The sequence below is a fragment of the Kitasatospora sp. CM 4170 genome, assembly GCF_032110285.1.
Classification (GTDB): domain Bacteria; phylum Actinomycetota; class Actinomycetes; order Streptomycetales; family Streptomycetaceae; genus Kitasatospora; species Kitasatospora aburaviensis.
The window spans coordinates 8,062,798-8,075,320 of the sequence record NZ_CP134877.1; the positions used below are offsets into that span (position 1 = coordinate 8,062,798).

At 72.5% G+C, this 12,523-nt stretch carries 15 protein-coding genes and 1 pseudogene; 7 read left to right on the forward strand and 9 right to left on the reverse strand.

From position 1 onward, the window contains the following. Positions 1 to 24: 24 nt before the first annotated feature. Positions 25 to 702, reverse strand: coding sequence for a response regulator transcription factor (locus tag RMN57_RS33530; protein WP_313767051.1), 678 nt, complete (start codon positions 700 to 702; stop codon positions 25 to 27). Between the two features lie 223 nt (positions 703 to 925). On the opposite strand from RMN57_RS33530, the gene RMN57_RS33535 reads away from it, so the two are divergent. The 7 genes from RMN57_RS33535 (at position 926) to RMN57_RS33565 (ending at position 5,530) form a co-directional block, all read left to right on the forward strand. Then, positions 926 to 1,357 carry a hypothetical protein gene (locus RMN57_RS33535; RefSeq protein ID WP_313767052.1) on the forward strand — a complete coding sequence of 144 codons (432 nt, stop codon included), beginning with the start codon at positions 926 to 928 and terminating at the stop codon, positions 1,355 to 1,357. A 385-nt stretch (positions 1,358 to 1,742) separates the two neighbouring features. Then, entirely contained in the window at positions 1,743 to 2,393 is a 651-nt protein-coding gene (locus RMN57_RS33540) for a DedA family protein (RefSeq protein WP_313767053.1), read from the forward strand. Further along, positions 2,390 to 3,007 carry a phosphatase PAP2 family protein gene (locus tag RMN57_RS33545; protein WP_313767054.1) on the forward strand — a complete coding sequence of 206 codons (618 nt, stop codon included), beginning with the start codon at positions 2,390 to 2,392 and terminating at the stop codon, positions 3,005 to 3,007. Before RMN57_RS33540 ends, RMN57_RS33545 begins: the two co-directional genes overlap by 4 nt. Then, complete coding sequence (locus RMN57_RS33550; protein ID WP_313767055.1) at positions 3,004 to 3,720, forward strand: phosphatase PAP2 family protein; 717 nt, start codon at positions 3,004 to 3,006, stop codon at positions 3,718 to 3,720. The genes RMN57_RS33545 and RMN57_RS33550 overlap by 4 nt, the downstream gene beginning before the upstream one ends. Positions 3,721 to 3,841: 121 nt before the next feature. Further along, positions 3,842 to 4,276, forward strand: a complete 435-nt coding sequence (locus tag RMN57_RS33555) for a BlaI/MecI/CopY family transcriptional regulator (RefSeq protein ID WP_313767056.1) — start codon at positions 3,842 to 3,844, stop codon at positions 4,274 to 4,276. Then, positions 4,273 to 5,229, forward strand: coding sequence for a M48 family metalloprotease (locus tag RMN57_RS33560; protein WP_313767057.1), 957 nt, complete (start codon positions 4,273 to 4,275; stop codon positions 5,227 to 5,229). Before RMN57_RS33555 ends, RMN57_RS33560 begins: the two co-directional genes overlap by 4 nt. A 136-nt stretch (positions 5,230 to 5,365) precedes the next feature. Further along, positions 5,366 to 5,530 (forward strand): hypothetical protein, encoded by a 165-nt coding sequence (locus RMN57_RS33565; RefSeq protein WP_313767058.1) that lies wholly within the window; start codon positions 5,366 to 5,368, stop codon positions 5,528 to 5,530. 135 nt (positions 5,531 to 5,665) lie between these two features. Here the strand turns inward: RMN57_RS33565 and RMN57_RS33570 are convergent, their stop codons facing one another. The 8 genes and pseudogenes from RMN57_RS33570 to RMN57_RS33600 form a co-directional block, all read right to left on the reverse strand. Then, a complete protein-coding gene (locus tag RMN57_RS33570) occupies positions 5,666 to 7,132 on the reverse strand; it encodes an ATP-binding cassette domain-containing protein (RefSeq protein ID WP_313767059.1) in 1,467 nt (488 codons plus the stop codon). Beyond that, positions 7,129 to 7,980, reverse strand: a complete 852-nt coding sequence (locus tag RMN57_RS33575) for an ABC transporter permease subunit (RefSeq protein ID WP_313767060.1) — start codon at positions 7,978 to 7,980, stop codon at positions 7,129 to 7,131. The genes RMN57_RS33570 and RMN57_RS33575 overlap by 4 nt, the downstream gene beginning before the upstream one ends. Continuing rightward, the gene (locus tag RMN57_RS33580; RefSeq protein ID WP_313767061.1) at positions 7,977 to 8,936 is read right to left on the reverse strand and encodes an ABC transporter permease; all 960 of its coding nucleotides are present in this window, start codon (positions 8,934 to 8,936) and stop codon (positions 7,977 to 7,979) included. Before RMN57_RS33580 ends, RMN57_RS33575 begins: the two co-directional genes overlap by 4 nt. Before the next feature lie 79 nt (positions 8,937 to 9,015). Beyond that, complete coding sequence (gene efeO, locus RMN57_RS33585) at positions 9,016 to 10,161, reverse strand: iron uptake system protein EfeO (RefSeq protein ID WP_313767062.1); 1,146 nt, start codon at positions 10,159 to 10,161, stop codon at positions 9,016 to 9,018. A gap of 283 nt (positions 10,162 to 10,444) precedes the next feature. Then, positions 10,445 to 10,621: a hypothetical protein gene (locus tag RMN57_RS33590; RefSeq protein ID WP_313767063.1), complete on the reverse strand. Its 177-nt coding sequence runs from the start codon at positions 10,619 to 10,621 to the stop codon at positions 10,445 to 10,447. Positions 10,622 to 10,688: 67 nt separating this feature from the next. Then, positions 10,689 to 10,910 (reverse strand): hypothetical protein, encoded by a 222-nt coding sequence (locus RMN57_RS33595; protein WP_313767064.1) that lies wholly within the window; start codon positions 10,908 to 10,910, stop codon positions 10,689 to 10,691. Positions 10,911 to 10,956: 46 nt separating this feature from the next. Then, a pseudogene (locus RMN57_RS37150) lies at positions 10,957 to 11,390 on the reverse strand (methyltransferase domain-containing protein); the annotation flags it as partial. 141 nt (positions 11,391 to 11,531) lie between these two features. Then, a complete protein-coding gene (locus tag RMN57_RS33600) occupies positions 11,532 to 12,125 on the reverse strand; it encodes an isochorismatase family protein (protein WP_313767065.1) in 594 nt (197 codons plus the stop codon). Positions 12,126 to 12,523: the final 398 nt, after the last annotated feature.

Sequence of the window (12,523 nt, forward strand, 5' to 3'; positions counted from 1 at the left end):
GCCGTGGCCTGGCCGGCGGCTTCGTCAGCCGCCGTCGGCCGCCAGGCGGTAGCCGGCTCCACGGACGGTCTGCACTGCTGCCCGTCCGAAGGGCGCGTCGATCTTGCGGCGGAGGGCGCTGACGTGGACCTCGACGGTGTTCGGGTCGCTGTCGAGGGCGCTGTCCCAGACCGCGTCCAGGATCTCCCGCTTGGAAACGGCTTCTCCGGCCCGGCGCGCGAGGTGGTCCAGCACGGCGAACTCGCGAGGAGTGAGCGCGATGGCGGTACCACCCCGGGTACAGGTCCGGGCTGCGGAGTCGACGACGAGGTCACCCAGGACCGTGCGCCGGGGTGCGCGACTGCCGATGCGACGGGCGAGCGCCTTGAGGCGTGCGACGAGGACGACGAAGGAGAACGGCTTCGACAGGAAGTCGTCGGCGCCGGTGTCCAGCGCCTCGGCCTCGTCCCACTCGCCGTCCTTGGCCGTGAGCATGAGGATGCCGACGTCGCTGCCGGCTGCTCGCAGACGGGAGCACACCCGATAGCCGTTGAGGCCGGGAAGCATGATGTCGAGCACGATCACGTCGTAGTCGTGGTCCATGGCCTTGGCCAGGCCGGTCAGCCCATCGTGGGCCAGATCGACGGAGAAGCCTTCCGCGGCCAGTCCGAGCTGAACTGTGAAGGCCAGCCGCCGTTCGTCCTCCACCACCAGTACGCGCATACCCACCAGGGTGGCAGGTCCCGCCGACGGAAAGCTGAAGGCGCCTTCAGACCTTCAGCCGATCTTCAGCAACGCTCGGACATGCTGGCGGTATCGCCCGGGGAAGGCCCCGGGCCCGTTGAGGACAGGGGTGGGTACCGTGAGCGAGCCCATGGAAGCCGGGGAGCAGTCGCAGAAGGCTTCAGGTAGAACGCATACGGGTTTGGGGCGCGCCGGACGATGGGTGCGCGGGCGGACCGGGCGCTGGGTCGCAGTCGGTGCGGCGGTGGTCGTGCTGGGCGGTGGCGCGGCAGCGGTGGCGCTCCACCACGAAGGTGAGGACCACGGCCACCGCAAGCTTGCGGGTGAGCAGGAGCGGCCCGACGGCCGGGGCGGTCACGAGCGTGGTGCGCACCACCGGGGCGGCCACGCGGAGCAGGGTCAGGACTCGTACGGGGTACCGGCTCCGCTGCCGTCGACCGACGCGGCCGACGCGGTGATCAAGGCCTCGTCGGCGGTACCGGGCGGGAAGGTGGAGTCGCTGACCCCGGCCACCGAACAGGGCGGCAACCGCGCCTGGCAGGCCGTGGTCGTCGGTCCGGACGGCGTACGGCACCTGGTGACGGTGGACGGCGCCAACGCCACGATCACCGGCAATACCGTCCTGGGCGGCTGACCCACTCGTCTCGCCGGCCCGGCCACGGCCGCGCATCACGGAAGGGAGCGCCGTCGTCTTGGGCGCCACGACAACCCCCCAGCGGACCAACCGACGCCAGAACCTGTCCGCAGGGCCCGCCTGGAGCAAGGTCCCGCAGGTCACGGCGGTGTTCTGGGTCGTCAAGATCCTCACCACCGGAATGGGCGAGACCACATCCGACTACGGGTCAACCGTGAGCGCGGCGGCCTGGACCTCGGCACCGGTCCGGTCAGCCTCGTACTCGCCGTCGTCATCGTCGTGGCCGTGGCGTGGCTGGGGACCACCGAGCGGCGCAGCCCCGGGCACTGACCGACGCGACCGCGACCATCCGACCGAACCCGTTCCCCGAGGAAGGGCGCAGCACATGTTGAACCTGTCGTCGAGCCTTCTGGCCGTCAACCCGCTGGACGCGGGATCACTGCTCGGCGCGTTCGGCGCGCTGGGGATCGCTGTGGTCCTGTTCGCGGAGACCGGCCTGCTGGTCGGATTCTTCCTGCCCGGTGACTCCCTGCTGTTCACGGCGGGCCTGCTGTGCACCACCGGTGCCCACAGCGGCCCGCACCTGGACCTCGCCCAGGTGCTCGCCGCCTCCGCCGTCGGCGCCCTCGCCGGTGCCCAGGTCGGCTACCTGCTCGGCCGCCGCGGCGGCCGGACCCTGCTCACCCGATCCCGCAGCAAGCGCCTCCACGAAGGGGCGGCGAGGGCCGAGGAGATCCTGCAGCGCTACGGGCATGCCAAGGCCGTCGTCCTGGCGCGCTTCGTGCCCGTGGTGCGCACCGTCCTCAACCCGCTGGCCGGCGCGCTCGGCGTCAGCGCCCGCACGTTCACGCTCTGGCAGGTCATCGGCGGCCTGGTGTGGACCTTCGGGCTGGTCCTCGCCGGGTACGCGCTCGGCTCCTCCGTGCCGAACGTCGACCACTACCTGCTGCCGATCGTCGCCGTCGTGGTCGTGGTGTCCCTGCTGCCGCTCGTACTGGAGCTGCTGCGTTCGCGCCGACAGACGGGCACCCGGTGACGGCCGGCCTCAGCGTGCTCGCCCTCGACGGCCGTCAGGTCGACGGCGACCTCTACCTGAGCGTCGACCACTGGGCCCAGCACCTTCCCGCACCGGTCCGCGGGACGATCGCGGCATTCTCCGCCTACGGCCTCGGCCTGCTGGCCGTCCTGATGCTCGCGGGGTGGTGGCGGGCCCGGCGCGGCGACGGCACCGCCATGGCACGGGCCCTGGCCGCACCGCTGTGCGTGGTCGTGGCGTTCGCGGCCGACACGCTGCTCAAGGGGGTGCTGCGGGAGCCCCGCCCCTGCCAGGTCCTGCCCGCCGCACCGACGCCGGAGGCCTGCCCCGGCACCGGGGACTGGGCGCTGCCGAGCAACCACACCGTCATCGTCTTCGCGGGCGCCGCCGTGCTGTGGCTGGTGGACCGGCGCATCGGCGCCATGGCCGCGGTCCTGGCCGTGGCCATGGGCGCCTCGCGCGTGGTGGCCGGTGTGCACTACCCCCATGACGTGGTGCTCGGAGCCGTGGTCGGCTCCGCCACGGGCCTGGCCCTCGGCCTGCTTGCCGCGCGCGCCGGCACCGTGGTCGAACGACTCGGCCGGGGGCCGCTGCGGTGGTGGACCACCGCATGAGCCCGCGCCGCTCACACACCACGGCCGCGGTGATGGCCGGCCTGTTCGTCGTGCTCGCCGTCGTGCTGGCGACCCGCGGGTGGGCGCCGTTCGGGTTCGAGACGCGGACGCTCGCCCGCAGTGCCGCCCACCGCCCGCCGTGGGCCCGGGAGACGGCCGTCGTGGTGACCTGGTTCGGCACCGGCGTCGCCCCGTACGTCCTGGCGCTCGCGGCCGGTGCGGTGCTCCTCGGTGCGGTGCCCCGGCCGTGGGAACGGCGACGCACCGTCGTGGTGGTGCTGGCGCCGCTCGTGTGGCTGGGCCTCGGGCAGCTTGTACGCCAGGGCCTGATGCACGGGTTCGGCCGCCCTCGCCCGTCGGGTGTCTACCGGGCGGTCTCCGCGTCGGGGTTCTCCTTCCCCTCCGGGCACACGTTCACCTCGGCGGTGTGCGCGGGGCTGATCGCGCTGGCGGTGGCCCGTGCTCGCCCGGGCCTGGTGCGATGGGTGGTGGCGTGCGCGGCCGTGTTCGCGGCCGCGATCGGCGTCAGTCGCGTTTACCTGGGCGTCCACTGGCCCCTCGACGTGCTCGGCGGCTGGCTCCTCGGTACGGCCTGGCTGGCCGTCGGCGCACTACTTCTCGACCGCACCCTGCGGTGGGCCGCTCCGCGCCCCCTGCCCGACGATGACCAGGCGCCCGGCAGCCCGGAACTACCGCACCGTAGAGTTGGATGAGGCACACCTGAGCAGAACAGGCTGTCCTCCTCCTCGTCATACCGGCGTGGGCGGGTCGTGGCCGCCGACGACGACCGGCGTCCGGAGCGTGCCCGCCGGGTGCTTCGGGACAGGGAGAACGATGGTGAGGGACGGTCGGGACGCCAGGCGTCCGCACGGCGAGCTGGTCGCGGACGTTCTGGCCGTCCTGTGGGCGGCCGGGGAGCCGCTGACCGCCCAGCAGGTCAAGACGGCGCTGGACCAGGGGCTGGCGCGCACCACGGTGGCGACCATCCTCGCCCGCCTGCACGAGAAGGGGACGCTGACCCGCACCCGCCCGGGGCGTTCCTTCGCCTACGCCCCCGTGGAGGACGCCGCCGGCCTGGCAGCCGGGCGGATGCGCCGGGAGCTGGAGAAGGAGCCCCAGCGCGACCTGGTACTCAAGCGGTTCGTCTCCTCCCTCTCCGTGGACGACGAGGACATCCTGCGCCGTCTGCTCCTCGACACCCGGACCGCGACGGACGAGGCTTCGCGCACGGCGGACTCCGACGGACCCGAGCCCGAGGACGACGCATGAGCCTGATCCTCGTGCTCGGCGCCCTGGCCGTGCTGCTTCCCTGGGCGGCCGTTCCGGCCGCCCGTCACCTGGCCGTGCTGCTTCCTCCGCGCGCGGCCTCGCTCACGCTCGCGGGCTCGGCCGTCCTCCTGGCGATCGGCACGATCGCGGCACTCGCGGGTCTGTTCCACGTCCCCTTCCTTGCGGGCCTGGAGCACCTGCCGCTGTCCCACGTCGTCGCCCGGTGGCCGGCCGTGGTGCCGGTGTCCAGTGCCGCCGGGGTACTGCTGACCGTCCAGGCCGTACGGCTGGCGCTGCGGTGGCGAAGGCAGCGCGTGCTTCTGGCCCGAGCCTGGGCGCTGACCGGCGACGCGACGAGCGACGGCGATCTGCTGGTGGTCGCGGGCCGGGACGCGGAGGCCTTCGCCTTGCCCGGACACCACGGGCGCGCCGGCCGCGTCGTCGTCTCGGCCGGCATGCTCAGCGTGCTGAGCCCGGCGGAGCGCGCGGTCCTCCTCGCCCACGAGCGCGCCCACCTACGCGGGCGCCACCACCTGCTGTCGGCCGCCGCCGACCTCGCCGCCGCAGTCCACCCGGCATTGGGCCGGCTGCGGCCCGGCCTCGACTACCACTTGGAACGATGGGCCGACGAGCAGGCCGCGGGCGCGGTCGCCGACCGGCGCACCGCCGCGACCGCCATCGCCCGGGCGGCACTGGCCGGATCACCGTCCGCACGCCCGGGCGCGAGCCCGCTGCTGTCCGTGAGCTCCGGCCCGGTACCCCAGCGCGTCCAGGCGCTCCTGGCCCCCGAGCCCGCCCGCCCGACGGGCCGCAGGGCGCGCGCTGCCGCAGCCCTGCTGGCTACGGTCGCGGTCGCGGCCCTGTTCGGCGTGGCCCTGGCCTACGTGCTGCACGAGCACGTCGAGTACGCCGCCCAGACCCTTCGGGTCAAGGTGGATGCGGCACCGCAATAGCCCGGAGGTAGCGATCCGTGCCCAGGGTGACCACGCCGATCCCGGCCTCACCGATGTCGGCCTGCCCCTCAACTCCGCTGGAACCCCGGCGTCCCGCGCGAGACCTCCTCGAAGCCCTCGTCACCGGCATCCGCGCGTGCTGTTGTTCTACGCCGAGTACGGCGACCTCGACATCGACGTGGAGGACCGGGTTGGCGAGCAGCACGCACAGCAACGGCGAAGCCGTGAACGCTGCGCCAAGCTCGTCCGCGAAACCGCCGCCCGTCACCGCAATCGGCTGGTCTGGCTCGCCCAGGACTGACCGGCCGGCCCGTGGCGGAGACGCACCCGGCTCCCACGAGCACGGCGCCACGCCCGGTAGCGCCGGCGGCAGCGGATGCGGCACCCCCTGTCGTGTGCGGTGTTGCGTAGTCGGGAGGGGCTCGTTGGCGTCGAGTCAGCGGACGCTGTTCGCCACGTCCTGCGCTGCGAGCGGTGCCGGATGGGGGCCGGCGAGGGGCAGGACGTGGTCGGCGTGGCCGCTGACGAGGGGAAGATCGTGGCTGACGAGGACGACTGCCAGGCTGCGGCTGCTGCGCAGGTCTTCGAGGAGGCACATGAGCGCGGCGGCGGTGTCGGTGTCGAGGGCGGAGGTGACCTCGTCGCAGAGCAGGACGTCGGGTTCGGCGGCCAGGGCGCGGGCGAGGGAGACGCGCTGGCGCTGGCCGCCGGAGAGTTCGTGGGGACGGCGGGTCGCGTAGTGCGGGGGCAGGCCGACAGCCGTGAGCAGCTCGGCGACGCGCCTCTCGCACTGTGCGGCGGGAAGGGCGAAGTGCACCTTCAGCGGCCGGGTGAGGGTGGCGGCGACGGTGTGGGCGGGGTTGAGGGCGCCGAGCGGGTTCTGGGGGACGAGTTGGATGCGACGGCGCTGGTCGCGGGTCCGACGCCGGTAGGAGGGGGCGAGGGGTTCGCCATGGAGGGTGATGCTCCCGGACTCGGGCCGGTGGAGGCCGGCCAGGGTGCGCAGGAGGGTGGTCTTGCCGCATCCGGACGGGCCGGTGATCCCGGTGAGTGTGCCGGGCGTCAGGTCGAGGTCGAGGTCGGCGAGGACACGGTGGCGGGCGCGGCCTGCGCCGATGCCGGCATTGAGTGCCTTCACCTCGACGACGGGCGACGACGTGGTGGCGCGGATGTGAACGCGCGCAGCCGGCACGGGCGGACCGGGAGCGGTGGCTGCCGGGTCTGTGGCCGGTTGGTCGGGCCACAGGGCGACGGCGTCGTCGGCGCAGCGGGCGACGAAGTCAGGGTCGTGGCTGGTGAGGGCGATGGCGACGCCGTCGACCTCGGCGATGTCGCGCAGGAGGTCGGCGATGTCGTCGCGCAGGGCGGGGTCGAGACCGGCGGTGGGTTCGTCGAGGAGGAGGATCTCGGGGCGGCGGGCGAGAGCGCGGGCGAGGGCGACGCGCCGCTGCTGGCCGCCGGACAGACCTGCGGGGCGGCGACGTTCGAGGCCTTCGCCGACGGACAGGCGGACCGCGCGGAGGAGGTCTGCAACCGAGGTCTTGCGGCGGTCGGCGGCGGTCTCGGCGATGAGCCGTTCGACGCGCATGCGGGGGTTCAGACCGGAGCCGGGGTCCTGGCCGACGAAGGCGAGCCTGTGACGGCGAAGGCGGCGGAGCTCCTCGGGCGGGAGGGCCAGGATGTCGCGGCCGAGGACCTCGATGCTCCCCGAGGAGACGCGGGCGCCTGGGGGCAGGGCGCCGGCGAGGGCGCGCAGAAGTGTGGTCTTGCCGGCGCCGGACGGTCCCGTGATGGCGGTGACGCGACCTGGTACGAGGGTGAGGCTGGCTCCGGTGAGCAGCGGGGCGTCCCGGAGGGTGATGGACAGTGCGGCGGCGCGGGCGGCGGGGACGGTGGTGCTCACAGCGGGGTCTCCGGGGTGGGCCGTGCGGGGGCGAGGGCTTCGGCGGCAAGGTTGACGCTGATCGCGAGCAGGCCGATGGCCAGGCACGGCGCGCCGACGGCCCACGGGTTGAGGGTGATGCCGGCGGCGTTCTCGCGGATCATCAACGCCCAGTCGGCTTCGGGGGGTTGGGGGCCGAGCTGGAGGAAGGCGGCGACGGAGACGATGTAGACGCCTTCGACGAAGCGCAGGCCGAACAGGGTGAGGATCGTGGAGCGCAGGTTGGGCAGGACCTCGTGAACCATCAGGTGCCACAGCCGTTCGCCGCCCGCGGCTGCGGCTTCGATGTAGCCGGTGGTGGCGATGGGGGCGGCTGCCGCGGTAACGATCCGTACGGCGTAGGGGATGCCGAGGAGGGTGGCCGCAGTCGCGACGGCGAGGCGTCCGCCGGCAGGCCAGGCCAGGGCGATGAGCATGATGGCGAGGACGGAGGGCAGGAGGATCGTCAGGTCGGCGGTTCGTTCGATCCACCGCCCGATTGCGGGGCGCAGTGCGGCGAGTATGCCGATCGCGGTGGCAGCCGCGGTGACGACGACGGCGATGGCCAGAGCCGTGGCGATCAGGGGTGCACCGCCCGTCAGCAGGCGGCTGAGGACGTCGCGGCCGAGCTGGTCGCCGCCGAGTGCCGCGCCGTCGCCGGGTTCGGCGTAGGGGAAGGTGACGGGCGCGTCGATGGGGTGGGGAGCGAGGAGGGGACCGGCCATCGCGAGGACGACGAGCGCGAGTGCGGGAGCGGCTCGGAGGAGTACGCGTCCCTTGCGGCGGGTGGCGGGTGCGGGTTCCGCTGCTGTTGGGGCGTCAGCGGTCATCGGCGTTCTTCTCCGAGGGTGGTGGTGCGGACGAGGTCGGCGATCAGCAGGAGCAGGCTGATGGCGGCGCCGGCCGCTGCCACGACTCCGGCGACGAGGGGGGTGTCGCGGTCGGTGATGGCTCCGGCCAGGATGGCGCCGATGCCGGGGTAGTTGAAGAGGGTCTCGACGACGACGGCGCCGCCCAGGAGCATGCCGGCGGAGGTCGCGATGCCGACCGCGATCGCTGGCAGGGCGCCGGGGAGCATGTGGTGGCTGAGGATGCGTCGGCGCGGCAGGCCGTCGAGGATCGCGGCCTGGACGTGTGGCAGGGCGGCCTGGTCGGCGAGTGCGCCGCGCACGATGCGGGTGTTCCAGCCGATCTGGGGGATCGCCAGGGACAACAGTGGCAGGACGATCATCGTCCACGACTCGGGTCTGCCGTCGGGGCCGGTGAGGGTGACGGCGGGCAGCCAACCGGTCCACTGGGACAGCAGCAGTAGGAGGGCGACGGAGACGACGAACTCCGGCGGGGCGAACGCGGCGGTGGACAGGGCGTCGATGGCCCGGTCGGTGCGCCCGCCTGGGCGCAGGGTGGCCCAGCTCCCGAGGGCGAGCGCGCCGACGGTGCTGAGGGCGAGTGCGAGGGTGCCGAGCAGGAGGGTGTTGGGGAAGGGGCCGGCGAGGACGTCGGTGACATGCTGACCGCGTGCGGTGGTGCCGAGGTCGCCGGTGGGCAGGCCGGTCATCCAGTCCAGGAATCGCTCGGTGACCGGGCGGTCGAGTCCGAGGGCGGTGCGGCGGGCGGCGAGGTCGGCGGAGGTGACGCCCCGGTCCGAGGTGGCACCGGCCGCGTCGCCCGGCAGGAGCTCGATGGCGGCGAAGACGCCGGCAAGCAGGACGACGAGCATCACCAGGCGCCGGGCCACCTGCCGGGCGACCCGGCCCACCGCCGAAGCAGGGACTCGCTCCTGCACACCAGCCGTACGCCTGGACGGCCGGGCCAGGGTCTGCGGCGGCTGGGGTGCGAAGCCGCCGCAGACGTGCGGATGCCGGTCAGGCGCCGACGGCGGCGGCCAGCTTGGACAGCGGCTCGCCCAGCGCGTTCACCGCGTCGGAGAAGGTCTTGCGCTCGGCGTCGGCGACCTTGTCGTAGGAGGTGTAGGTACCGTCGGCCTGCTTGTACTTGGCGAGCAGCGCCTCGGTGGCGGCGAACTCCGAGTCCAGCGTCTTGGCCAGCTCGGCGTCCTTCTCGGAGGCGACCGGCTTCAGCAGCTCGTACGCCTTCCTCGCACCCTCGACGTTGGCGGCGAAGTCGGCGAGGTCGGTGTGGCTGTAGCGGTCCTCCTCACCGGTGATCTTGCCGGTGGCGACCTCGTCCAGCAGCTCCTTGGCGCCGTTGGCCATGCTGGTCGCGGTGATCTCGGCCTCGGGGATCTTCTTCTGCCAGTCCTTGAGGTCGGTGACCAGCTGGTCGGCCAGCTTCTTCTCGTCGTCACCGATCTTGGCGTCGGCGAAGAGCGACTTCTCCAGCTTGTGCCAGCCGGTCCACTCCTGGCCGGCCTCCAGGCCGTCCTCGCGGGTGTCGGTCTTGGGGTCGATGTCGCCGAAGCTCTCGGCGACCGGCTCGGTGCGCTCCCAGCCGGTGCGGGACGGGGCGTAGAGCGACTTGGCCTTCTCGACGTCGCCGGCCTTGATCGCGGCGGCGAACGCCTCGACGGCCGGGATGGTCAGGTCGGCCTGCTCCTGCGCGTACTTGCGGTAGGCGTCGACGGCGGCGGTCAGGCGCGGGTCGGCCGGGGCGGCCGCGGCGGAGGCGTCGCCGGTCACGGTGATCTTCTGGCGGATGCCGTCGCCGACCATGCCCGGCTTGCAGGCGATCTCGTAGGAGCCGGCCTTGATCTCGGCGTTGATGGTCGCCTTGGTGCCGGGGCCGATGTTCTCGCGCTCGGTGACGATCTTGTCGCCCGCGGCGTAGACGTAGACCTCGGTGGTCTTCGAGCCCTTGTTGGTGATGTCGAGGACGACGTGGCCGGCCGGGAAGCTGGTCTTCGAGACCTCGCAGGCGGTGTCGGTGGCGTTGATTCCCACGGCACCCGGACCTGTGGGGGAGTCCGACTTCTTCGAACAGCCAGTCAGGGCAATGCCAACGACCGCCAGAGTGACGATCGCAGCGGAAGTGGAACGAGGTCTGACAGGCATGGAGACTCCGAGAGCGTACGACAGCGGCGAGGCCGACCTGTAGACCTCGGCCGGCGAGAAGCAAGGTGCACCTTACTAAGGGGCCCCTAATTCGTCTACTTCAATGTAGACATCGATCCGGTAGCCGCACGCCGCACACGCGATCGCCGCGTCGAAGCCGTCACGTTCTCGCACGCCCTGCAGCGGTTGGCCGCGAGATCGAACAGCTGAAAGCGCTCTCGGGTCACGCCCCTCCAGGGGCGACTGTCGCTGACGCGACCGGGATCGGTCGGGTGCACGCGGATTACTCCCAGGCGACGGTGATCGGGTGGTTGGGGCAGTCCAGGGCGAAGCGGCCGGCAGCCGAATCCGCAGTGGCGGGGGCGTCGGGGAGTTCGATGCGCAGGGTCCGGTCGCGGAAGCCGGTATTCCGGACACGGATCTGCTCGGCGACGAGGTAGGCGAGTGAGCCGGCGTCCACGGTGGCTATGGAGCGCCCCAGCCGAACACCGGGTTCGCGCCGCGCTCGCTGGCGTTGCCAGCGACGCTCACCGCAGAAGGGAGTTCCGGAGGATGAGGGCCAGCCAGAGGCCCTGGTACTCGTAGGTGGTGCCGACCGGGATGGTCACGCCGGTCCAGGTTTCGTGGTGTCCGCTGTCGAGGACGCCGGCCGGCAGCTCGGCGTCGACCGCGTCGTGCAAGTCCTTGCGGACCTGGAGGCTGACGTCGCCCTCGCGGGTGAGGTGGACGGTGCGGCGGGCGTCGTCCATGCTGCCGCGCAGCGGTATGAAGACGGCGGGCCTGGTCGTCGACCGCCACCCAGCCGGCGTCGCCGCGCTCGAAGGCGATGACCCGGCTCGCCGTCCCGCGCAGGCGAAGCGGCAGGACGATCCTTCCCATCGGCTTGATCTGCTGGAGCCGGCCGGTGGGCATCTCGCTGCTGCTCACCGTGGAGATCACTCGGTCGTACGGCGCGCTGTCGGGGTGGCCGAGGGCGCCGTAGCCGACGATGACCTCGACGTCGGTGACGCCTGCGTCGGCGAGGTGCTTGCGGCGCCGTCGACGAGGTCCTCGTCCGCGTCCATGGTCACCACGCGCCCTTCCGGGCCGACGAGGTGGCCCATGGAGGCGGCGTTGACGCCGGTACCCGCCCCGGCCTCGAAGATAGTCTGGCGGGCTGCGGGGCGGGCTGTTCGAGCATCAACGCGACGATCGTGGGGTGGGAGGCGGCGCTGATCTGGGTGCCGCAGCTGTCCGTCTTGGTGTAGTTCGGGTTGGTCGAGGCCGCCTTCCGTGCGGTGCCCTGCGAGCCGTTTCCTGCCCGGGTTCCCGTTGGAGGCCGCCTACGCGGAGGGTGCGGAAGCCTTGCTTGGCCACGGCCTTGAAGGGGATCAGGCGAGGACGACGGGTTCGCCGGTCAACACGACGCCCGCCTGCCGCAGTTCGTCGATGGCGTCGGCGGTGGTGTCGGCGGCGACGCCGGCGGTGTAGTCGAGCAGGACGCGCACGGCGAAGCCGGCCTTCGCGCCGTCCAGCGCGGTGGCCTTCACGCAGTGGTCGGTGGCGATGCCGACGACGTCGAGGTCGCTGACGTCGCGCGTGCGAAGCCAGTCGGCCAGGGACGTGCCGTCCTCGGCCGAGCCCTCGAAGCCGCTCTTCGAGGCTGAGTGCGCACCCTTGTAGAAGACCTCGTCGACAGCCCCGGAGCCGGCGGTCGGCGCGAAGTTGGGGTGGAAGTCCCCGCCCTCGCTGCCGACGACGCAGTGCACGGGGAAGGAGCTCTGGAAGTCCGGGTGGTCGGAGAAGTGGCTGCCCGGATCGATGTGGTGGTCCCGGGTGGCGACGATGTGCGCGTAGCCATCGTCGGCCGAGCCGCGGACCAGGTCGGCGATGGCGCGCGCCCGGTCGGCGCCGCCCTTCACCGGGATGCTGCCGCCCTCACAGAAGTCCTTCTGTACATCGACGACGATCAGTGCTCGGCGCACGGCACGATCCTTTCTCGCGGGAGTCCGTTCCTGGACGCCTACCCTTTTCCGCTGTGGTCGGGTGCGTCACGGCGGGTCGTTCACTCGACCAGCCAGGTCCACCACGCGCACGGCGCAGCAGGCACTCGTTGGGCCTCCAGCGGTGGGACTTGGCCATGGGCGTGGACAGGCTCGCGGGAGTGCAGGGCACGTACATACCCTGCCGATCGACCGGGGCGAGGACGCTCGCCACTCGGCCGACCTCGATGAGCCGGGTGTCGCCGTACTCCGTGATGACCATGCAGCGGCCCGTTGCCGACGTCGTGCGAAGGTATGCATCCAGTCCGTGCGACGGATGCCGCAGGTCCGGACTCCGCAGACCGTCCGGTTGTCCCCGTCCGCAACTGCAGCCATGGTGA